Below are 21,294 nucleotides of genomic sequence, written 5' to 3' on the forward strand. Positions count from 1 at the left end.
CCGTGAGAAAGACTATCGCATTGCTTTTTACCGTACTGACTTTTCAGAGTCAGGCGATGACGATAAAGCACGAGTTAGGCGAAACAGAATTTACTGAGCTGCCTGAGAAAGTGGTGGCACTGGACTGGGCGCTGACAGAAACCGTGCTGAGTTTGGGGGTGATACCCGCAGGTGTCGCGGATAAAGACGGTTACCGTACCTGGGTAGGCGAGCCTGCATTGCCCGATTCAGCGATGAATGTCGGCTCACGGCGAGAACCCAATCTGGAGTTGCTGGCAGAGATGCAGCCAGATGTTATCCTGGTCAGCAATCACATGAGCCCTGTCTATCAGCAGCTAAATGCCATTGCGCCGACACTGGTGTACACCATTTACAGCGATTCGAAAACACCGCTTGCCAATGCCGTTAAGGTGACTCAGCAGTTAGGAAAAGTGCTGGGCAAAGAGCAAAGGGCGCAATCTGTTATTGAAACCGTATCGGCTCGCCTCAAGCGAAACGGTGATAAAGTCCTTGCTTCTGAGGCAGGGCAAAAACCTTTGATGTTTGTTCGGTTTATCAATGATAAAACCCTGCGTATTCATAGTGAAGGGTCTCTGACTCAGGACACTATTACGGCGATGGGGCTGAAAAACGACTGGCAGGAGCCGACCAATATGTGGGGATTCACCACAGCCGGTATCGAGAAAATGGCTGAGCATCAAGACACGAATGTGATGATTTTCGGCCCGTTGAAAGCGGATGAGCAAAAGAAGCTGATTCAATCACCACTCTGGCAGGTGATGGCGTTTACCCGTTCGGATTCCGTTTATGAGCTGCCTGCGATCTGGACTTTTGGTGGTTTAGTCTCAGCGCAGCGCTTTAGCGATTTCATTACACAAGCATTGACACAGAACTAATGCCGTCCCAGGTTACTTTGATGGATTCATTGCTGCGCTCGGGCCAACAAACCCGGCTGCTGTTGATTATACCGGGCCTGATAGTCGTTATTGGCTATCTGCTCAATCTTACCGTGCCTTATTCGCAAGGGTTGCCATTACTCTGGGAAACGCTGCTCAATTACGATCCCACCAATTACCAGCACATTATTGTTAACCTGACGTATTTGCCTCGCCTGGTGGTTGCGGTGTTATGTGGTTTTTCCCTGGCAGTTGCAGGGGCTGTCATGCAATTTGTGTTACGCAACCCAATTGCATCGCCAACGACCCTGGGTGTGGCCTCTGGTGCCGAGCTGGGTATGGTACTGGGTATCTTGTTATTGCCGGCATCTTTAGCAACACCTTCATTTTTTCCTGCGTTTCTTGGGGGCTCTCTGGCTACAGCTCTGGTGTTTCTGCTGTCGGCTAAACGGGGGTTCGCGCCTGTTCATATGGTACTGGCTGGCATGGTGATCAGCCTGTTTTTTGGCTCTGTCAATACCATGCTGTTACTGCTTCATGAGCAGACTTTGTCGTCTGTTTTTGTCTGGGGTGCGGGTACGCTGAATCAAAACGGGTGGGATACAGTCACGACTTTGCTGCCTATGACGCTCTTACCGCTGGCTGCTTTAATGTTATTGCAGCGCCCGTTAGCGTCTTTGCAACTGGGCGATGGCGTTGCTAGCTCGCTGGGTATAAACGTTAAACAGATTAAAGTGTTGTGTCTGGGGCTGGCCATTTTTATGACGGCAAGCGTGGTCAGCGAAGTAGGGCTGATTGGTTTTGTCGGCATCGTTGCACCAGCCGTTGCGCGTATGCTGGGTAGCCGGAAGTTGCATCAGAATATTCTGCTCAGTGGGGTGATTGGCTCGCTGATGCTGCTGCTGGCTGATCTCATCATTCAGCCATTCTCTGGTGTCGGCGGCGAGATGCTGCCAACGGGTGCCATGACCGCCTTGTTAGGTTCACCGTTTTTACTTTGGCTGCTGAGGCGAAAAACCTTACAGTCCGAGCTTAGAGCAAGGGATGAAAGTACTGCTCACTACCATCAGCGTGATTTTAAAAAGACCGTGCTGATTTTGTCTGTGTTTGCATCTTTATGCTTGATCCTGGCGATCACCGTGGGCCAGGGGCAGCAAGGCTGGTCCGTGACTTTTACGGGCGCTGTCTGGGAATACCGTTTCCCCCGGGTGGCTGTGGCTCTGCTTGCGGGCATTGGTCTGGCCCTGGCAGGTACGATTATTCAGCGTGTGACAACCAACCCCATGGCAAGCCCTGAAGTCTTGGGTATCAGTTCAGGAGCCGCTCTGGCACTGGTTATCGGTGCATTGCTTGGTATTTCCGTTGAACGTCATGAACAAGTCATGCTGGGTACGGCGGGGGCGTTGCTCGTAACTGCAGTTATCTGGTTGATGGGCAAGAAGCATCAGTTTGCACCTACGCAGACTTTGCTGACAGGTATTGCATTAAGTGCCGGCCTTGATGCTTTCCTGCGCATCGCGATGTCCTCGGGGCAGGATAATGTCCGCGCTTTGCTGACCTGGCTTTCAGGTTCCACCTATTTGGTTTCAGCTCAGGATGTCACCTTACTGGCTATCGGTGTCGGCGGGCTGCTGATAGTCACTTTGTCGCTGAGTCGCTGGATCGACCTGATTGGGTTGGGTGAAGTCGGTGCAACCAGTGTCGGCCTGGATTGCCGGCGAGTCAGGCAGTTATTGCTGTTATTGGTTGCGGGTTTGACAACGCTTTGCACTATCGTGATTGGTCCATTGAGTTTTGTCGGGTTACTTGCCCCGCATATGGCGCGCACCCTCAACCAGTACACGGCAAGCCGACAACTCATTGTTGCCTGTTTACTGGGTGGTTGCCTGATGATGGTTGCCGATTGGATAGGGCGAAACCTATGGTTCCCCTGGCAATTTCCCGCGGGCTTGCTCGCTTCAGTGATAGGCGGCGGTTATTTCCTGTATTTGATGCGAAAGTAGCGTTTACAGTCGATATCTAAGTCACAGAGTGTGTTTTGGTAAAAAGCACTGCATTTGTTTAGAAAGCCAGCAATGATTGCTGGCTTTTTTACTTTTAGCTCAGTCAGATACCAAGTCTCGATCACAGAATTTGCCATATAAAAAATTCAAATAGAATTAACATAAAAGTATTGATTATGTTTTTGATAATCATTAGCATTTGACGCAATTGTTAATGCAATGAGTTCATTATGAAAATACATAACACATCCTGCGCAAACTTAACCTCGGATCAGCATGATGTTGCCGCGGCCTGTTTCTTAAATGCGCTTGCCAGAGAATGTTCATCCATTCAGTTTGAGTCAGGAAGCGAAGGTACGAGTTATCTGATTCCGCTAGCCAATCAGCAGCAAATTCGTATTCCTCTTCGTTATTACTCTTCTTTGGGTGTTCATGAATATCATTTTCCGGCCTTGCTGGATGCCGGGACATCCAGTGAAATCAGCTTTCCAGAGCTGGTCGCTCTTATTCTGGAAGAGCCCTCGCTGGTTGGTTTGGTGACAGAAGAACAGAAACATATTTTCATCAAACGTGTTATGGAAAGTCACCACAATACCTACAGTGCTACCAGCCAAAGCCCCTATGGTGAGGTGCTGTTTAACCAGGCGCTGAATTTTCAGCAAGCGGAGCAGGGGCTGCTGATTGGCCACTCTTTTCATCCGGCTCCTAAGAGTCGCGAACAGTTCAGTACAGACGATGCGAAACGGTTTTCTCCTGAGTTTGGCAGCCATTTTCCCCTTCGCTGGCTGGCTGTTGATTCATCTATCACTGTGTCTGGCAGCTCTGCTGAACAATCCGTCACAGAGCGCATGTCCGAGCTGATTCGCTCTGACGCAAGGTTTAATCAGGCACTGTTAGAATCGCTTACTGATAATCAGGTTCTGCTTCCAGTGCATCCCTGGCAGTGGCAAGTATTTGGTCAGTATCCGGATGTCATTGAATACTGCGAGAAGGGGTTGATTAAAGACTTAGGGGAATCAGGATGCGACTGGTATCCAACCTCGTCGACGCGTTCATTGTACGCGCCTTCTTTGCCGTACATGCTGAAATTCTCGCTGAGTGTGAAACTGACAAACTCAATTCGTAACCTGTCGGTCAAAGAAGTGATTCGTGGTACTCGTTTGAATCAGCTCTTTTCAGATACAGATATTCAGCATGTGCTGGGTAACGGGAAAGGGTTTCAGCTGATGCAGGAACCTGCCTATCTGGGGCTGATTGATAAAAACGGAAAAGCCATAGATGAATCTCTGGTGGCGTTTCGTGACAATCCGTTAGCAGACAAGGAAAATGAAGAAGCGGTTGTGCTGGCAACCTTGGCACAGCAAAATCCATTTGGTGGCAAAAGCCTGTTAGCAACACGGGTTGCCGATTATGCCGCCAGTCAGAAAATTAGCTCAGAGCAAGCTGCGAAAGCCTGGTTCCAGGCGTATTGTGAGCATTGCGTTATTCCTTTGTTTAACCTTCAGGCCAACTATGGCGTGGTATTTCTGGCTCACCAGCAAAACATTGTCCTGCAATTGCAAGAGGGTTTTCCGGTCGGCATGTATTACCGGGATTGTCAGGGAACCGGATATACCGATCTGGCTTTCGAGCGATTTGCAGATGCCTTGAGCGACACCAGGCAGGATGTCGAAAATTACTGGAGCCAGGAGAAAGTACGTCGCTACTTTGCTTACTACCTGATTATTAACTCTACATTTAACGTCATCGGTTCTATTTGTGCTGGCGCTGAAATTGAAGAAATGACGCTGATTGCCATTCTTCGCGAACAGCTTGAAGCGCTTAAAGATCAGGGCGTCAGCGACTCCGCCTGTCTCGACTATGTGCTCAATGACGAAGGTCTGTGCTGCAAAGGAAACTTCTTCTGTTACCTGCAGAATTTCAATGAAAACTCCATTCCGGATCCAGCCGTGATCTACTTTGATCTGCCCAATCCACTCATCAATGTAAAGGAAGCCATGAATGTTTAATGCAAAGACGTTTCAAGTGGTTGAAGGAAGCGAAAACCCACTTCGCGTGCAGTTGACGCTATCGGAAAGTGATTTTGTCAATCCTCAGGTGATAGAACAGCTGGTTGCTGATCTGGATGGCGAATTCAGTCAACAGTTTGACTGCAAATGTTTTCAACTGGAAGCCTCTGAAGTGATTCTGGCCGAGCTGGCAAAATGGCTGCCGTTATGTGAAGGGGCGGCGTTATATAAATCGCTGTTTTACCAGATGCCCGCGCAATGGCATCGCCACACGGTATCGAGCCATTTTCCGTTGATTGAAGTGCAGACAAACAACCAGTACCGCCATCATCCGCTGCGTCCGGTCATGCCAACCGGTACTGTTTACCAGCGCTTTGATCATCAGGCCGATCTTGACATCTCTTTTCGCGTCTTTGATATGGAGCGGGATCTGGATCGATTTGTTCGCTGGATGAATGACCCCCGTGTCGCGCATTTCTGGGAGCAGGCCTGGAGTAAAGACGATCTGGCGGAGTTTGCTCAGTCCCGATTGAATGACCCGCACATTATTCCGCTGATTGGTGAGTTCAACGGCGAAGCATTTGGTTATGTTGAGGCTTACTGGGTGTGCGAAGACAGACTCAGCCCTTATTATGACGTGCAGCCTTATGATCGCGGTATCCATTTATTAGTGGGTGAAGACCAGTTCCGCGGGCCGAGGTATTTTAACTGTTGGATGCGTGCAATCAGTCATTATCTGTTTATTGATGATGTGCGCACGACTCGCATTGTTCTTGAACCCCGTTCAGATAACCAGCGCCTGTTTAACCGGATTAAAGAAGTGGGTTATCAGAAGCTGTTTGAATTTAATTTTCCGCATAAACGTTCAGCGCTGCTGATGCTGGAGCGTGGTGCATTCTTTGAGGAACAATGGTGATGATTCAACAGGCGTTGCAAAAGTACTGGCCTCAGGCGAATCGTGCCATTGTGGCCAAGATGATCAGCGAGTTTGCCTATGAGCAGGCTTTTCAGTTTCAGGTGTCAGAAGACGGGTTTACCCTGAATCTGGATCATGGTGTCAGCTACCGGTTCGAAGGAAAAGCAAACATTTGGGGGCAAGTGGTGATTGACCCGCAGACTGTCACGCGCATGCCGGATACCGGGTCATTGCTAGCCACTCAGTTCATGATGGATATTCAAAGCCTGCTCAACATACCGGATGAAGCATTAGCCGAGCATTTTGAAGATTTGAATGCCACCTTGCTGGGTGACTGTAAGCTGGCAGAGAAAAAACAGGCTATGACAGTGAAAGATCTGGTCAGTTTGAGTTGTGAGTTGCAGCAGACCTATTTCGACGGTCATCCGAAGTTTGCTTTTAATAAAGGCCGCAGAGGGTGGGGGACGGATGATCTTGACCTCTACGCTCCGGAATCGCAACGTGCATTTCAGTTAGGCTGGGTTGCCGTTCATCATTCGATTTTGCAAAAATCAACCAACGCACGCACCCATTGGCAGGATCTGGTTGACTCGGCGGTCTCTGAAACAGAACAGGCGAAGTTAGGGCGTGTATTAGCTCAATGTGAGGTAGAGCAGCAGGATTATACTCTGGTACCTGTGCATCCCTGGCAGTGGTCTCAAAAATTATCATTGTTATTTGTCCGAGAAATGGCCGACAAATCTTTGCTGTATCTTGGTGAGTTTGGCGACTACTTTTTGCCGCAACTGTCTATCCGTACCCTGAGTAATGTATCCCGGCCGCAGGGCTATGATATCAAGTTACCACTGACAATCATGAATACTTCCTGTTATCGGGGTATTCCTGGTCGTTATATTTTGGCGGGTCCGCTGGCATCAGACTGGATCGATCAGGTTTTTAAAACCGATCCGCTCTTGCTGGGTAAAGAGGCTGAAGTGTTGCAGGAACCGGCTTCGGCTTATGCAGCGCAAGCGGATTACAAGCTGCTGGAAAAAGCGCCATACCGATATCACGAACTGCTGGGTGTTATCTGGCGTGAATCTCTGGCCTCTAAGCTGAGAACAAATGAATCTGCCATTTTGATGGCTGCCCTGATGGAGTCTGATTCTCAGGGCAATCCGCTGATCGGCGAATACATTGCAGCGTCAGGGTTGTCTGTTGAAGCATGGCTGACCAAACTTTTCGATGCTGTCGTGATACCTTTTTATCACTTGCTGACTAAATATGGCGTGTCGCTGATTGCTCACGGCCAGAATATTACTATCGTGATGGAAAATTTCGCACCCAAACGCATTCTGCTGAAAGATTTCCAAGGCGATATGCGTCTGGTTGATCGTGATTTGCCCGAACAGGACTCACTTGATCCTATGGTCAAAGCCGTGACGGTACGCTTACCTGAAGAGCTGATCATCCATGATTTGCAAACGGGTCATTTCGTCACAGTACTGCGTTTTATCTCTCCATTAGTTGAAAAGCTGGGATTCACAGAGCAGCAGTTCTATCGCTTGCTTGGCGATCGAATCGGTGAGCATATTTCCCAGCATCCTGAACTGGAAGAGCGGTATGAGCGGCTGGATCTGTTTAAACCCCGAATTTTGCGTATTGGATTAAATCTGGCGAAGTTCAGACACAGCACTGATAGCAGTGCGTCCCGAATGTTGCCGGACATGGACGACATGCTTGATAACCCATTGGTTTTAGCCCGATAACAATAAGGAAATAGAAATGAAAATGAATAATCATAAACAATGTCTGGACTTGGCGGGTGTGGGTGTAGGGCCGTTCAATCTGAGTGTGGCGGCACTTATTGAAAGTAAAACTGAGCTAAATGCCTGCTTTTTTGAAGGTCGTGAATCTTTTTCCTGGCATCCGGGGCTGCTGCTGGACAACACCAATATGCAGACCATGTTTCTGAAAGACCTGGTGACGGCTGTTGATCCGCAAAACCCATACTCATTTTTGTCATACCTGGTTGATCAGAAAAAGTTTTATCGTTTTTTGTCTGCAGAGCTGAGTTGTATCAGTCGTCATGAATTTTCCGATTATCTGGCCTGGACAGCACACCAGTTATCAAACGTACAGTTCTCAAGCCGTGTGGAGAATATTGAGTACACGGGAGAAGCGTTTGAAATTGAAACGACGAATGGTGCTTACTTAGCGAAAAATCTTTGTATCGGCACAGGCAAGGTGCCGTTCATCCCTGATTGTGCCAAGCCGCACATCAGTGACAAGGTGTTTCATGCAGCTGAAATGGGGCTGCGTGATCGTGATTTTACCGGTAAGCGCGTCATGGTTGTCGGTGGTGGTCAGAGTGGTGCTGATATTTTCCTGAACGTGCTGAACGGTAAGTGGGGCAAAGTGAAAAGCCTGGACTGGTTATCCCGTCGTTCGAATTTCCAGCCACTTGACGAAGCGGCATTCACCAATGAGTTCTTCACACCTGAATATGTCGAAACATTCCTGGACTTGGAGCCGTCAGTCAAACAGTCTGAAATTGATGCACAGAAATTGACTTCAGATGGTGTGACACAGGCAGCTTTGTTAGCGATTTATCGCGAGCTTTACTATCGGTTTGATGTCCTGAAAGAAGACAAGTGGGTACGACTGCTGCCGCACAGAACGGTTAATGTCGTTGACAATCTGTCTGGTGGTTTTGCTATTCAGTCACTCAATGCACTGAGCCAGCAGGTGGAAGCGCATGAAGCCGATATCATTATCCTGGCGACCGGCTTCAGTTCACCGTATCCACAATGTCTGAAATCCATTCTGCCGTTACTGGAATTGGATGAAAAAGGCCGATATGGCATGACGGCTAATTTCGAATTGAAATGGAAAGGCAGCGCTGACAATAAAATCTTTGCGGTGAATGCCGGCATGCACAGTCATGGTATAGCCGAGCCTCAACTGAGCCTGATGGCATGGCGCAGTGCGCGGATTATCAATCAGCTTTGTCAAAAATCTGTCTTCGATATTGAAAGTGATAAGGGCATGATCGAATGGGTAACAGAGCGCTTGGTCACTGAGTATGCCAAGGCTTCTTAAGTGCCAATCTGGCCTTATAGATATCCTTATGAAATATAAGGCCTTAAAAAAATACATAAAAATTGAACTTTTTTTACCTTGGATATGGAAATAAAGTGGCAAATGAGTATGATTATCAAACTCTGTATTGGTAGTTAACTTAAAACAAGAAGTGGTAATCATGTCCGTGAAAAAAGGGATGTTTCAATTGACGACAGTGGCAGCTGCAGTGGCCGCCACTACTTTCGTATCAAGCGCAGCTTTCGCTCAAGAATATAAGACAACGGAAGAAAAAATGGTGGTGGTGTCCAGCCGCGCACCGAAAGCGATCAGTGATATTCCAGGCACTGTCTGGTACATCGACAATGCTCAAATCGAGCAAGAATACCGTGGTGGTAAAAGTCTGGGTGAAATTCTTGCTGCAGCGGTTCCATCGCTGGACGTAAGCAGCCAGGGCAGAACCAATTATGGTCAGAACCTGCGTGGTCGTCCGATGCTGGTGATGATAGACGGTGTATCACTGAACTCTTCTCGTCTCATCAGCCGTCAGTTGGATTCTATTGATCCGTTTAATATTGATCGTATCGAAATTCTTTCTGGCGCTACTGCGATCTACGGCGCTGGCGCAACCGGTGGTGTGATCAATATCGTCACTAAAAAAGCAGAAAGTGATGAGCTACAGTTTGAGAGCTACGTCAGTACCACATCTGGCTTTAATAGTAGCGATGACTTTGATTATAAACTGGCCCAGTCTGTCAGCGGAGGCAATGACTTGGTAAAAGGTCGTGCTTCTGTTGTTTATGGTGAAACACAGGGCTATTACGATGCTAATGGCGATATCGTTGTACCAGACATTACGCAGGGCTCTGTCCAATTCAATGAAGTGATTGATGTACTGGGTACGCTATCAATTACGCCAACCGATACTCAAACAGTAAATCTTCTGGCTCAATACTACAGCAGTGAGCAAGATAGCCCGTATGGTATTTACTTCGGTCAGGATCTGGCTGGTGTAAATAAAAACATTACAGGCAATCCAGGTGATAAAAGTCTGATTGATGTCAGAGACGGTTTCGAGTCTGATCGTCAGGGCTCAACCGAACGTCTGATGCTTAATGTAGATTACATTAACACTGACTTTCTGAGCCACGAGTTACTGGTTCAGGCATCATACCGTAATGAAACACTGAGCTTTATTCCGTTTATCTATTCAACGTATTTAGCGGCATCAGAGCAGGAAACGGACGTGATCAGCCTTCGTGCCGCGATGATCAAATCCCTGGATAACCTGACTCTGACTTATGGTATTGATGGCTATATCGATAAATTAGACAGCAATCAGATGCTGTTTGACCGTCAGACCAGTTATAACTCTGGCGGCTTAGTGAATCGCAAAGCTTCGATGATTGGCCGTTATCCTGGTACCGAAGTGTCTTCTATCGCTGGTTTCATTCAGGCGGACTATGCGATCACTGAAGACTGGACAGTTGAAGGTGGTTATCGTTTCCAGTACATGAACAACAAAGTGGATGATTTTGTTGCTTCAGGTACGCAAGTTGCGATCGCCCATGGTAATGGCACGTCTGCTGATGCGGTACCGGGTGGTGAAACGGATTATGATATCGGTTTATTCAATCTAGGCACTATCTACCACCTCACCGATACAGATCAGGTGTGGGCGAATTTTTCTCAGGGTTTTGACCTGTCAGACCCAGCGAAATATTACGGTGTTGGCACTTATGATGGCCCGGATGCCAATGGCCATTACAACCTGACTGGCAGCATCAATGTCGATGACTCGAAACTGGCTGGCATTAAAACCAACAGCTATGAAATTGGTTATCGCCATGATGGCAGTGATTTGAGCATTCAGACTGCTGTTTATTACTCTCAGTCTGATAAGAAAGTGAACGCCAATAAAAAGACGCTTAACATTGAACTCCTGGATGATAAGACACGAGTTTATGGCTGGGAAGGTCAGGCATCTTACTGGGTGAGTAATGCTTTGCAGGCTGGTGTAAATGGACACCTGGTGAAATCTGAAGTGCAGAATGCTAATGACGATTGGGTGAAGCAATCTATCAACTATGCAAGTGCTTCAAAAGCTGGGGCTTGGCTGGCCTGGTTTGAAGATAGTTACGCACTGAAACTGCAAAGTCAGACTTTGTTTAATCTGGATGATGAAGCCGGCAATGAAATTAATGGTTATACAGTATTTGATTTAGTAGGTAATTATCAGTTACCAGTGGGTAGCCTTGGTTTCGGGATTCAGAACCTGCTGGATCGTGAATACAGTACAGTTTGGGGACAGCGTGCCGCGGGTTGGTACTCAAGCTATGGTCCTGCAGAAGTTTTTGACTACAAAGGCCGTGGCCGTACTTACACCCTGAACTACCAAGTGAAGTTCTGATCCGTTAAATATACATGTATCCTGCCTTTAAACCGCCCGACACCTCGGGCGGTTTTTTTATTTTTTAGAAAGAGCATCATTCATCCATTAGCTATTTCTGATGTTTGTTGTTTATTGAGCTGTGAGTTTTACTGATGTGATCTTCATCAACTCTTAATTAAATGCATTGAATACATCTCAAGAATTTGTCGCTTCAAAAAAGTGCTTGTATTTATCACTCTTTTCAAGAAAAACGGGTGAAAGCAACAATTAATTAAAGGAAAAGTAATGAGAAAATCATCAGTATCTTATTTGTTGTTAGCTGCAATGGGGTTAACGGGTTGTGGTAGCGACTCATCCAGTTCCAGTCAGACGACTAAAGAAAGCCAGCAAGGCTCAATAGTGACAACAGATGTCAATGATTCGTTTTTTACACCGGAACCTATGAGTATTCAAGTTGATCTGGCCAATCAGCTATCAGCGACCATACCCGATGATCAGCTATTTGACGTGGCGGTTAATTTTGATTTAAACAATTCTGGCGATATTGATGAAGGCGATATTCAGGTCCGAATGAAACGTATTGGGACGGGCTGGACAAATACAACCTCCAACCTGTATTACATATTTGTCCAGGGCGGCGGTAACACTGTTGTGTTCGATGAATCTCCGAACTTTAAGTCTGAAAGCGGAAGAATTACAAGCCTGGGTGTTAAATCTGTTGGCACGATAGAGCAGACGGATAATGCGGGTAAAACTGCACTTCGTTTTGACTTAATTAAAAATCCCCAGCGTAGCCTGAGCGGTGATCTCAATGGTTCAGACGCCGTCTACAGCGCATTTGAATTGGCATTGTCGCAAATCAGTGCGTCGACACCTGTGAACGCGAGTGTGGGCTTAGCCGACCAAAGTACGACACCCGCAACATCTGTGAGTTTTGACCAAGTGCCAGATGGCGAGACCTACTTCCAGGGCAGTAATGCAAGTATCGAAGATAATCTGTCTGATTATACAGGCGTGAGCGGCGAAGCGGATATTGAAAAAGTAGTTGTTGGTTTTGCGGATTAATTGTTACTGGCTTTTCTGATTCCTGTTCCACGGAAATAAAAATGCCGCCTGTGTGAGTTATTACCAGGCGGCTAAAGTTCAGCAAGAGAATATTGTTATTATTGTGTAGGGCTTATTTCAGTGCAGGGAAGGTCTGATAGCGAACGCCCATCATTTGTTCCATACAGTGAACGACCTGGCAGCTGTAGCCAAATTCGTTGTCATACCAGATATACAGCACGCAGCGCTTATCTTGTGCGATAGTTGCCGCACCATCGACAACACCCGCATGGCGAGAGCCTACTATGTCGCTGGATACAATCTCAGTCGATTGGGTGTAATCTATCTGACCAGACAAAGCCGAATTCAAGGCGACGTTTCTCAGGTAGATGTTCAGTTCTTCTGCAGACACATCAGTATCCAGGTTCAGGTTAGCCACGGCCATGGACACATTCGGGGTAGGGACACGAATTGCGTTACCTGTCAGTTTACCGGCCAGTGCAGGCAGTGCTTTCGCCACCGCTTTGGCTGCGCCTGTAGAAGTCAGTACCATATTCAGTGATGCTGAGCGTCCACGACGTTCGCCGGAATGGAAGTTGTCGATCAGGTTCTGATCGTTGGTGTAAGAGTGAACAGTTTCAATGTGCCCGTTCAGTACACCGTACTTATCATGAACGGCTTTCAGTACCGGTGTAATGGCGTTGGTGGTGCAGCTCGCGGCTGAGATAATGGTATCTTCACTCAGAATGTCTTTTTCATTCACACCGAATACGATGTTCTTGATCTCACCTTTACCCGGCGCAGTCAGCAGCACTTTCGCTGCACCCGGGCACTTCAGGTGCTGGCTCAGGCCGTCAGCATCACGCCAGATACCTGTGTTATCGACCACAAGCGCATTGTTGATGCCGTAGGTGGTGTAATCTACATCCGCCGGGCTGTTTGCATAAATAACCTGAATGTAGTTACCGTTAACAATGATGGCTTTACGCTCTTCATCAACAGTAATGCTGCCGTTAAACTGGCCGTGTACAGAGTCACGACGCAGCAAGCTGGCGCGCTTTTCCAGATCGCCATGTTTACCACCGCGGACCACAATCGCTTTCAGGCGCAATGGGTAGCCTGGGCCACTTTTCTCAATCAGCAGACGAGCCAGCAGGCGGCCAATCCGTCCGAAGCCATAAAGCACGACATCACGTGATTGCAGCGTTTGTGTACTGCTCAGGGATTCAGCCAGTGCCGTTGTCAGGAAATCGTCCAGATGGCTTTCGTCATTGTGATCTTTCCAGTACGCATGTGCCAGCTGACCAATATCGATACGGCAAGGCGACAGGTCCATGTCGTTCAGCTTTTCGACCAATGGCAGGGTCAGGGAAGGGGAAATATCAGAGCCGGTATAACGGCGACCAACACGGTGGGCTTTAATCAGGTCGATAACAGAGGCATTGACTACCTGACGACCGAACAACAGCACTTCGACGCCTTTTTGTCGATATAGCTGGCCAAGAATTGGTGAGATGGATTCAGCATTAGTTTGACTTGTTTGCCAGTCTAGGAGGTAATTTTCCGGACTCATCTTTACTTAGGACCTTTCACATATTGGGAAGAAAAACAGGCATTTATCCTGTGAGCTGTTATCGTTTTTATGGGCAGGGATTGTAACGGTGCATGGGTTATTATCCTAGTAAAATTAATCACTTGTATTTGTGATCTAGATCTTTTGTAACTTGTGATCTTGGTCGTTTGCTCAGAGTGATATGCTGGAATAAGTGTGAGGTAAGAAATAACTTATTTTTTAAGAAATATTAGGATGATTGTAATAAAACAAGAAAAAATGGCTGCCAGGGAACAACTCTTCAATAAAGTTGGTATTTTTACAAAAAAAATCAGGTGACGCCGCCAAAACGGTGTCAAGCCCTGCAGAAATCGCTGTCACCAGCTTGCTGGTAAGTTTTTTCTCAGTATTCGGTGATATTTTAGTCAGTAAAGTGTTTTGCCATTGGTAGCGCTCAGGCAGAATGCCGCTTTTGTCGTCTCTGTGTACTGTCGGACGCTTTCTTCAGTGAACAGACAAAGCGTGATAAAACTCACGTCATCTGTTAATATGCTCGCCAATTTCCGATGAAAAGCTGCCAATGCTATCAGGCAGCTTTTTTCATGTCTGATTATTGTTGTAGGAACCTATTTTGATCACAACAGCGAACATCACCATGCAGTTTGGCGATAAGCCTCTGTTTGAAAACATCTCCGTTAAATTCGGCGAAGGAAACCGTTACGGCCTGATCGGTGCTAACGGTTGCGGTAAGTCGACGTTCATGAAAATCCTGAGTGGGGAACTGGAGCCTTCTGCTGGTGTGGTCAGTAAAGATCCTAACGAGCGTATGGCGAAGTTAGGTCAGGATCAGTTTGCTTTTGAAGAGTTCACTGTAGTTGACACCGTGATTATGGGTCACAAAGAATTGTGGGAAATCAAAGCGGAACGTGATCGTATCTACTCGCTGCCGGAAATGTCTGAAGAAGACGGTATGCGTGTTGCCGATCTGGAAACCGACTTTGCTGAAATGGACGGTTATTCTGCTGAAGCCCGCGCGGGTGAATTGCTGCTTGGTCTGGGTATTCCTGAGCACCTGCACTTTGGCCTGATGAGCGAAGTGGCACCTGGTCTGAAAGTACGGGTACTGCTGGCTCAGGTGCTGTTTGCTGATCCTGAAATCATGCTGCTGGACGAACCAACGAACAACCTGGATATTAATACTATCCGCTGGTTAGAGCAGGTTCTGATGCAGCGCAACTGCACTATGATCATTATTTCGCACGACCGTCACTTCCTGAACACTGTTTGTACTCATATGGCGGATCTGGACTACGGTGCATTGCGCCTGTTCCCGGGTAATTATGATGAATACATGGTGGCAGCGACTCAAGCCCGTGAACGTCTATTGGCCGACAATGCGAAGAAGAAAGCGCAAATTGCTGAGCTGAATACGTTTGTCAGCCGTTTCTCTGCTAACGCTTCGAAAGCGAAACAGGCTACCTCTCGCCAGAAGCAGATTGATAAAATTCAGCTTGATGAAGTGAAAGCCTCCAGCCGTCAAAACCCGTTCATCCGCTTCGAACAGGAAAAAGAACTGTTCCGTAACGCACTGGAAGTGGAAGGGCTGAAGCAGGGTTATGGTGAGAACATCCTGATCAATGGCGTTAACCTGATGGTAGAAGTCGGTGAGCGTATTGCAATCATTGGTGAAAATGGTATCGGTAAGTCAACTTTCCTCAATACCCTGGCAGGCGTTATGACGCCGATGAGCGGTATGATTAAGTGGTCTGAGAATGCCAATATCGGCTTCTACGCGCAGGATCACTCCGCTGATTTCGACACCGACATGAATCTGCTGGACTGGATGGGCCAGTGGAAAAATGAAGGCGATGACGAGCAGGTTGTTCGCGGTATTCTGGGTCGTATGCTGTTCTCGCAGAATGACATCAAGAAATCAGTTCGTGTGATTTCCGGTGGCGAACAAGGCCGTATGCTGTTCGGTAAACTGATCATGCAAAAGCCAAACATCCTGTTAATGGATGAGCCAACTAACCACATGGATATGGAGTCTATTGAGTCTCTGAACCTGGCGCTGGAAAACTACAAAGGAACATTGATGTTTGTCTCTCACGACCGTCAGTTTGTATCCTCGGTTGCTACCCGCATTATTGAAATCACCAAAGACGGTGTAAATGACTTCCACGGTACTTATGATGAGTACCTGCACAAGCAAGGCATTGAGTGCTAATCCCGTACTTTTAAAGACAGCCGCCTTTCCGGGCGGCTTTTTTTATGCAAAATAGGAAGCCGAACGGCCAATGTGCCCTGAACCAGAGTTAAGGAAACCATCATGAATATCTGGGTTGATGCTGATGCTTGCCCGAATGTGATCAAAGAAATCATTTTTCGTGCCGCTCATCGGGTAGGCGTCTGTACGACATTGGTTGCGAACCATGCCATCCGTATCCCGCCGTCACCGCATATCCGAGCGGTGCAGGTGATGGCTGGCTTTGATGTCGCTGATAATCATATCGTTCAGCAGCTTGAGCCTGGTGATTTGGTGATTACTGCCGATATCCCGCTTGCGGATGAGGTCATTACTAAAGGTGGTCACGCGCTTAATCCACGTGGCGAAATGTACAGTAAAGATACGATTAAACAGCGCCTGCAAATGCGGGATTTTATGGAAACTATGCGCAGCAGCGGTATCCAAACCGGTGGCCCGGCACCTATCAGTCAGGCTGACAGACAGCAATTTGCCAATAAACTGGATGTCTTCCTCGCAAAAGCTCGCTGATAAGCACTGTAATACAGGCTCCTGTTATGCTGATTGGGGCCTGCCATTCTTCTTTCTTCCATTGCATGATTTCGATTTTGCACTTCATGCCAGGCTTGCTCTCCATACGTGCTCTCCATGCGTGCTCTTTATGCCTGATATGCCCTTTACCGGGCGGGACAATAATAAATACCATGCGCTCAGACTCTTATTTTTAATAAACAACTTGTTTCATCTGCATTTTGATGAATAAAATTCATGCTGATGAGTTGATTATGAAAAATAAGGAACAGCCGTGCTTGAACTGACCACCCAAAGATGCGTACTACGCCCACTGACCCTGAGTGATGCCGGGGCCTTGTTTGATATTTTCTCTGATCCGGATGTGATGAGATATTGGGATAGCAGCCCATGGCAATCCATTGAAGAGGCGAATGATTATATACAGGCATCAAAACCGTCATTGGATGAGCCGGAAAAGCTGGTATTGGGTATTTATGAACAGCCTGAGCAACGGCTGTTAGGCAAGTGCATGCTCTTTAATATTGACCAAGATTCGCGCAGGGCAGAGCTGGGTTTTGGTATTTCCAAAGCCCACTGGGGCAGAGGCCTTGTTCAGGAAGTCGCTTCTGCCCTGATTCAGTTTGCTTTTCAGGAAATGCAACTCAACAGGTTGGAGGTAGAAATTGACCCGGATAACACAGGATCGGCAAAAGTATTAACAAAACTGGGTTTCTCACAGGAAGGGTATTTAGCAGAAAGGTGGATTGTCGACGGTAAAATGTCAGATTCAGCGATTTATGGTTTACTTGCCAGAAAATGGCGTGCTTGAGCGGGTTTGACTATTGCAAATACACAGCAGCAAGTTCGTTGTTACTTTTTTGCCATGATAACGGCCTGTAAGATGACTTATTACTGACTGACGCCACAGTTTCTTCGTGTAAGGGGTTTTTGAGCAATACTTACAGGTAAATGCTGCACAATGACACGTTGGAGGCAATATGTTTACTGTTGAAAAAGTGGGTAATGACAGGCTCGACATTGAAATGAGCGGTAAGCTGGATTCTGAAGAGATGAGAGCGGCGTTAGATGAACTGCTTAATAAGTCATCAGATATTCAGAATGGCAAAATGCTGTTTGATATAGTGGAATATCACCTGCCTTCCATGGGGGCGATTGGTGTTGAATTGTCACGCTTTCCATCAATGATGAGGTTTATCCGTAAATTTGACCGTGCAGCGGTGTTATCTGATACAAACTGGGTCAAAAAAGTCAGCGAAGCCGAAGGTTTCTTGATTCCTGGTCTGACGATTAAATCCTTTAATCGCGATCAGCGTGACCAGGCCGAGGCATGGCTGGAAGGGTTCGGCACGGACTCGTGAGAGTCTGTGGAGCCGGATACCAACGGAAGGAACAAATTAATTATATGTATCATGTAATGTTTGATGTGGACGATACATTAATTCAGTCCAGCCAGTTTGATGAAAGTTGTTTTGTTAAGGCGGTGAAGTCGGTAACTGGTCTGGATCTATATCAAAGCTGGAGTGATTATCCGCATGCTACCGACAGGGGGATCCTTCGCACTTTTATTGAAATTCAGGCGCCAGATGAAGAGCTTGTTGATCTTGAGAGGCGAGTAAAAGCGGTTTTCATTCAGAATATCAGGGAGCGTTTGAGCAATCGCCCTGCACTAGAGGTGAGTGGAGCCAAAGCATTTTTTCATCGTTTGCTGGGCGATGATCGCTTTATTGTGTCTCTGGCAACAGGTGGCTGGCGGGAAACGGCAAGAATGAAGCTGATATCTGCAGGCTTTAACATTAATGATGTCAGTATGGCGTCATCAGACGATCATTATTCCCGCGCTCGTATCATGGAACTCGCCCGGGAGAGAGCGGGCGATACGGATTTACAACTGACCTATTTCGGTGATGCCGAATGGGACGTTCGAACGTGCCAGGAGCTGGGTGTTAATCTGGTTATCGTTGGGAATAAAGTCAGTCACTGTCAGACCATTCATGACTATCACAGTGACGATCAGGCGCTGTACTACATTACTAACCGGTAGGGCGATACACTAATAACAAGCCGTCTGCATTCGGCCATCACATCAAGGAAGCTAAATGGATAAAAAGGAAATTATGGCTTTATACAATCAGTTTGAACGTATAGGGCAATCCGTGCCCGGCTATGAAAAGCAAGTGAATGGGTCGGTTGTCCGATGCGTCTCACCCGAGCCACAGGGCAGCTACATTACGTATTTCCACTTTGATGAAGAGCAGGCAATGCCGGCGATAAAAAAAGAAATTCACTTCTTTTCAGAACAGAAGAAATCCTTTGAATGGAAAACCTATTCCACAGACTCACCCGCTAATATAGGCAAACACCTTATAGAACAAGGTTTTACTCAGGAGGATTCTGAGTCCTTTATGGTGCTGGAATTAGACAGCATACAAAATATTTTGCCTGTGACTGCGGACATAACCGAAGTTTATGATCTTGATGGTATTCGTGAAGCCATGTCTGTGCAGGAAAAAGTGTGGGGTACAGATCATACAAGTCATGCCTTTCATTTACACCAGATTAAGCAGGCTTGCCCAGAAGATGTCGCTGTTTATGTTATCTATGATAATCATATTCCCGTTTCGTCGGCCTGGGTTTTATACAGCGCCGACAGCCCGTTTGCCGGCATTTGGGGGGGAAGCACATTGTCCGAATACAGGAGCAAAGGTTATTACACAGCGTTACTGCACCGGAGGATTAATGATGCCAAACAACGTGGAATTCGCTACCTCACTATCGATGCATCCGCTATGAGCCGGCCTATTGTAGAAAAGCACGGCTTTAGGTTCATAGCAGAAACGACGCCATACTTTCTTGACGTTAATCACTGACAGGCAAATACCTGCCTGTCACCATTTTTCGGCCTATTTTCCACGATTGATTGCAAGATGGCGGAGATAAAAACGCGAAAATTATCCATCGATCACCCATGTCTTTATCTATTCTGATCTTGACGGATAGCATCCGGTAATTCGTGCTATCCAGCCTGAATTGCATGAGGTCGGAGGGCGCATGGACCGGAAATACGTTATTACCAGCTTTATCTACGCTATCCTCGGGCTGTTGTTAGGCATCTACATGGCTGCTTCTCATAACCATGGTCAAAGGGTGACACATGCACATATCATGCTGGCCGCTTTTGTTGTGTCCTTCATCTATGGTTTGTGCCATCGATTATGGCTGACAAACGGCTCAAGTGCTTTATCCCAGATTCAGTTTTATGTCCATCAGGCAGGCATTTTGGTGTTGGTTGTAGGGCTATTTCTACTGTATGGCAATGTCGCTGAAGCGGATGTGCTGGATCCGATTCTGGCATTGGCGTCGGTGGCAGTATTGGTGGGAATGATTCTGATGACAGTTTTGTTTATGACATCAGGCAAAAGTCAGTAATCAGGGCGAGGTGAGTTTCGCCCTGATTGCATAATATTGCCTTTAGTTCTCAGTTTTCTCGGCGCTTGCAGGTGCAACCTCTTTTTTGGCGCTTTCTTTTTTCGCTTTTTGCTCTTCAAGAATGCGTTTTGGTGTGGATTCTTCTTTTTCACGCTGGCGATAGGCTAATGCGTAGCTCCAGCTTGAGGTCGGCCGGGTGAGTAATGAATCCAGTGCTTTGGTATTGACTTCATCAAACTGACCCAATTCTTTCGCAGTTTTGCCTGATGAGGCAATGTTTTCATCATCTGCCGCCGCCACAATAAGGCTTGCCGCTTCTTTAAGTGCAGCAGTGTATTCATCGGGGTCGTTAAGGTCGTAACTCGACACCTTCATTTTTTTACGCAGATACTGGGCCCAGTGATATTGCATATAGGGAATAGACATAGGCCGGATCAGAGGGTTCACCGTTTTGCCTTTATCGGGATCGCTGTAAGCGATATTGCGCAAGAAAAAGACCAGTGACAAATATTTATCATGCTTTAACTGCTTCATACCCAGATACTCAGGTAACTCAGAAGGTTTGATTTTTTCGCCACGGGTATCAAACAGCCAGAATTGCCCAGCTTCTTTCATCGCATTCCAGACTTCATCAATATCATCGCCGGCCAGGCTTTGTGTGACTTTCACTTTTACAGGAACACTGGTTCCACCGTTAGGCATATCCCAGAATGTCGTCAGAATATGATGACCAGAGAGCAGGTAAAGGGTTTTACCGTCCGGCGCAAGCAGCACGGTAGGCAGGGCATCCTGATTGCTGCCTGGCGGTTCTTGGCAAGTATAGCTTTCCAGATCGGTCGGTTTAGACTGGTGATCCCATGTTTTCACACCTTTGCCCCCGCTAGTCAGGCAAAGGTCATCAAACATTTGGGCCGGGCGTGCTTCGTAACGGCCCAGGCTGGCAAACACCCTGTCAAAAGCAAGAACAGGTTGTGTTGGTAACAGTGCATCCAGTTTAACCGTCAGCACGTCGCCCACTTGAATAGAATTATCCTCGTTGTTTTTGTTGCTGTCATCGCTTTCGGCCTGACTGGGTGCTTTTGCGGCTGCTTTTTCTTCCTGAGCTGCAAGTGCAGAACCTGTGACAGCAGCACCTAACATGGAAGCAAAAACTAAGCAGGCAGTACGATGTAATCGCATGAGAGCTCCTCACTGATAAGGGTAGCAAATTGAGTTTA

Annotated in this window: 17 protein-coding genes; 15 read left to right on the plus strand and 2 right to left on the minus strand. The window is 47.2% G+C overall.

The annotated features are described in order from the left end of the window. The first annotated feature begins 2 nt into the window (after positions 1 to 2). The 8 genes from Q4491_RS04005 to Q4491_RS04040 all read left to right on the plus strand — a co-directional run bounded on the left by Q4491_RS04005 (position 3) and on the right by Q4491_RS04040 (position 12,341). Positions 3 to 896 carry an iron-siderophore ABC transporter substrate-binding protein gene (locus tag Q4491_RS04005; RefSeq protein WP_303454884.1) on the plus strand — a complete coding sequence of 298 codons (894 nt, stop codon included), beginning with the start codon at positions 3 to 5 and terminating at the stop codon, positions 894 to 896. Positions 897 to 916: 20 nt separating this feature from the next. Then, positions 917 to 2,899, plus strand: a complete 1,983-nt coding sequence (gene fhuB / locus Q4491_RS04010; RefSeq protein WP_192016628.1) for a Fe(3+)-hydroxamate ABC transporter permease FhuB — start codon at positions 917 to 919, stop codon at positions 2,897 to 2,899. A gap of 230 nt (positions 2,900 to 3,129) precedes the next feature. Then, a complete protein-coding gene (locus tag Q4491_RS04015) occupies positions 3,130 to 4,908 on the plus strand; it encodes an IucA/IucC family siderophore biosynthesis protein (RefSeq protein ID WP_218384693.1) in 1,779 nt (592 codons plus the stop codon). Further along, the gene (locus tag Q4491_RS04020; RefSeq protein WP_303454891.1) at positions 4,901 to 5,824 is read left to right on the plus strand and encodes a GNAT family N-acetyltransferase; all 924 of its coding nucleotides are present in this window, start codon (positions 4,901 to 4,903) and stop codon (positions 5,822 to 5,824) included. Before Q4491_RS04015 ends, Q4491_RS04020 begins: the two co-directional genes overlap by 8 nt. Then, entirely contained in the window at positions 5,824 to 7,572 is a 1,749-nt protein-coding gene (locus Q4491_RS04025) for an IucA/IucC family siderophore biosynthesis protein (protein WP_303455096.1), read from the plus strand. Before Q4491_RS04020 ends, Q4491_RS04025 begins: the two co-directional genes overlap by 1 nt. Positions 7,573 to 7,588: 16 nt before the next feature. After that, on the plus strand, positions 7,589 to 8,905 hold the full coding sequence (locus Q4491_RS04030) for a lysine N(6)-hydroxylase/L-ornithine N(5)-oxygenase family protein (protein WP_192016632.1): 1,317 nt from the start codon (positions 7,589 to 7,591) through the stop codon (positions 8,903 to 8,905). Positions 8,906 to 9,065: 160 nt separating this feature from the next. Further along, entirely contained in the window at positions 9,066 to 11,294 is a 2,229-nt protein-coding gene (locus Q4491_RS04035; RefSeq protein ID WP_192016633.1) for a TonB-dependent receptor, read from the plus strand. Between the two features lie 267 nt (positions 11,295 to 11,561). Continuing rightward, positions 11,562 to 12,341 (plus strand): hypothetical protein, encoded by a 780-nt coding sequence (locus Q4491_RS04040; RefSeq protein WP_303454897.1) that lies wholly within the window; start codon positions 11,562 to 11,564, stop codon positions 12,339 to 12,341. Between the two features lie 112 nt (positions 12,342 to 12,453). Here Q4491_RS04040 and Q4491_RS04045 read toward each other — a convergent pair whose 3' ends face one another. Next, entirely contained in the window at positions 12,454 to 13,893 is a 1,440-nt protein-coding gene (locus tag Q4491_RS04045) for a glyceraldehyde-3-phosphate dehydrogenase (RefSeq protein ID WP_218384684.1), read from the minus strand. Between the two features lie 610 nt (positions 13,894 to 14,503). Here Q4491_RS04045 and Q4491_RS04050 point away from each other — a divergent pair. The 7 genes from Q4491_RS04050 (at position 14,504) to Q4491_RS04080 (ending at position 20,077) form a co-directional block, all read left to right on the plus strand. Continuing rightward, positions 14,504 to 16,099: an ABC-F family ATPase gene (locus Q4491_RS04050; RefSeq protein ID WP_192017159.1), complete on the plus strand. Its 1,596-nt coding sequence runs from the start codon at positions 14,504 to 14,506 to the stop codon at positions 16,097 to 16,099. A 102-nt stretch (positions 16,100 to 16,201) separates the two neighbouring features. Next, the gene (locus tag Q4491_RS04055) at positions 16,202 to 16,648 is read left to right on the plus strand and encodes a YaiI/YqxD family protein (protein ID WP_192017158.1); all 447 of its coding nucleotides are present in this window, start codon (positions 16,202 to 16,204) and stop codon (positions 16,646 to 16,648) included. 274 nt (positions 16,649 to 16,922) lie between these two features. Then, on the plus strand, positions 16,923 to 17,459 hold the full coding sequence (locus Q4491_RS04060) for a GNAT family N-acetyltransferase (protein ID WP_218384682.1): 537 nt from the start codon (positions 16,923 to 16,925) through the stop codon (positions 17,457 to 17,459). Between the two features lie 169 nt (positions 17,460 to 17,628). Then, positions 17,629 to 18,009, plus strand: a complete 381-nt coding sequence (locus Q4491_RS04065; RefSeq protein WP_303454908.1) for an STAS/SEC14 domain-containing protein — start codon at positions 17,629 to 17,631, stop codon at positions 18,007 to 18,009. Between the two features lie 44 nt (positions 18,010 to 18,053). Continuing rightward, complete coding sequence (locus Q4491_RS04070) at positions 18,054 to 18,692, plus strand: HAD family hydrolase (protein WP_192017156.1); 639 nt, start codon at positions 18,054 to 18,056, stop codon at positions 18,690 to 18,692. Positions 18,693 to 18,747: 55 nt separating this feature from the next. Beyond that, positions 18,748 to 19,518: a GNAT family N-acetyltransferase gene (locus tag Q4491_RS04075; protein WP_192017155.1), complete on the plus strand. Its 771-nt coding sequence runs from the start codon at positions 18,748 to 18,750 to the stop codon at positions 19,516 to 19,518. A gap of 181 nt (positions 19,519 to 19,699) precedes the next feature. Continuing rightward, complete coding sequence (locus Q4491_RS04080) at positions 19,700 to 20,077, plus strand: TonB-dependent receptor (protein WP_192017154.1); 378 nt, start codon at positions 19,700 to 19,702, stop codon at positions 20,075 to 20,077. A gap of 42 nt (positions 20,078 to 20,119) precedes the next feature. Here Q4491_RS04080 and Q4491_RS04085 read toward each other — a convergent pair whose 3' ends face one another. Next, a complete protein-coding gene (locus Q4491_RS04085) occupies positions 20,120 to 21,256 on the minus strand; it encodes a ParB/Srx family N-terminal domain-containing protein (protein WP_192017153.1) in 1,137 nt (378 codons plus the stop codon). Positions 21,257 to 21,294: the final 38 nt, after the last annotated feature.

The sequence above is a fragment of the Photobacterium sp. 2_MG-2023 genome, from assembly GCF_030547675.1.
In the GTDB taxonomy this organism is placed as follows: Bacteria; Pseudomonadota; Gammaproteobacteria; order Enterobacterales; family Vibrionaceae; genus Photobacterium; species Photobacterium arenosum.

Excerpts from the sequence above, each read along its gene's own strand:
- fhuB (WP_192016628.1), top strand. The coding sequence starts at position 917 with ATGGATTCATTGCTGCGCTCGGGCCAACAAACCCGGCTGCTGTTGATT.
- Q4491_RS04015 (WP_218384693.1), top strand. The coding sequence starts at position 3,130 with ATGAAAATACATAACACATCCTGCGCAAACTTAACCTCGGATCAGCAT.
- Q4491_RS04020 (WP_303454891.1), top strand. The coding sequence starts at position 4,901 with ATGTTTAATGCAAAGACGTTTCAAGTGGTTGAAGGAAGCGAAAACCCA.
- Q4491_RS04025 (WP_303455096.1), top strand. The coding sequence starts at position 5,824 with ATGATTCAACAGGCGTTGCAAAAGTACTGGCCTCAGGCGAATCGTGCC.
- Q4491_RS04030 (WP_192016632.1), top strand. The coding sequence starts at position 7,589 with ATGAAAATGAATAATCATAAACAATGTCTGGACTTGGCGGGTGTGGGT.
- Q4491_RS04035 (WP_192016633.1), top strand. The coding sequence starts at position 9,066 with ATGTCCGTGAAAAAAGGGATGTTTCAATTGACGACAGTGGCAGCTGCA.
- Q4491_RS04040 (WP_303454897.1), top strand. The coding sequence starts at position 11,562 with ATGAGAAAATCATCAGTATCTTATTTGTTGTTAGCTGCAATGGGGTTA.
- Q4491_RS04045 (WP_218384684.1), bottom strand. The coding sequence starts at position 13,893 with ATGAGTCCGGAAAATTACCTCCTAGACTGGCAAACAAGTCAAACTAAT.
- Q4491_RS04055 (WP_192017158.1), top strand. The coding sequence starts at position 16,202 with ATGAATATCTGGGTTGATGCTGATGCTTGCCCGAATGTGATCAAAGAA.
- Q4491_RS04065 (WP_303454908.1), top strand. The coding sequence starts at position 17,629 with ATGTTTACTGTTGAAAAAGTGGGTAATGACAGGCTCGACATTGAAATG.
- Q4491_RS04070 (WP_192017156.1), top strand. The coding sequence starts at position 18,054 with ATGTATCATGTAATGTTTGATGTGGACGATACATTAATTCAGTCCAGC.
- Q4491_RS04075 (WP_192017155.1), top strand. The coding sequence starts at position 18,748 with ATGGATAAAAAGGAAATTATGGCTTTATACAATCAGTTTGAACGTATA.
- Q4491_RS04080 (WP_192017154.1), top strand. The coding sequence starts at position 19,700 with ATGGACCGGAAATACGTTATTACCAGCTTTATCTACGCTATCCTCGGG.
- Q4491_RS04085 (WP_192017153.1), bottom strand. The coding sequence starts at position 21,256 with ATGCGATTACATCGTACTGCCTGCTTAGTTTTTGCTTCCATGTTAGGT.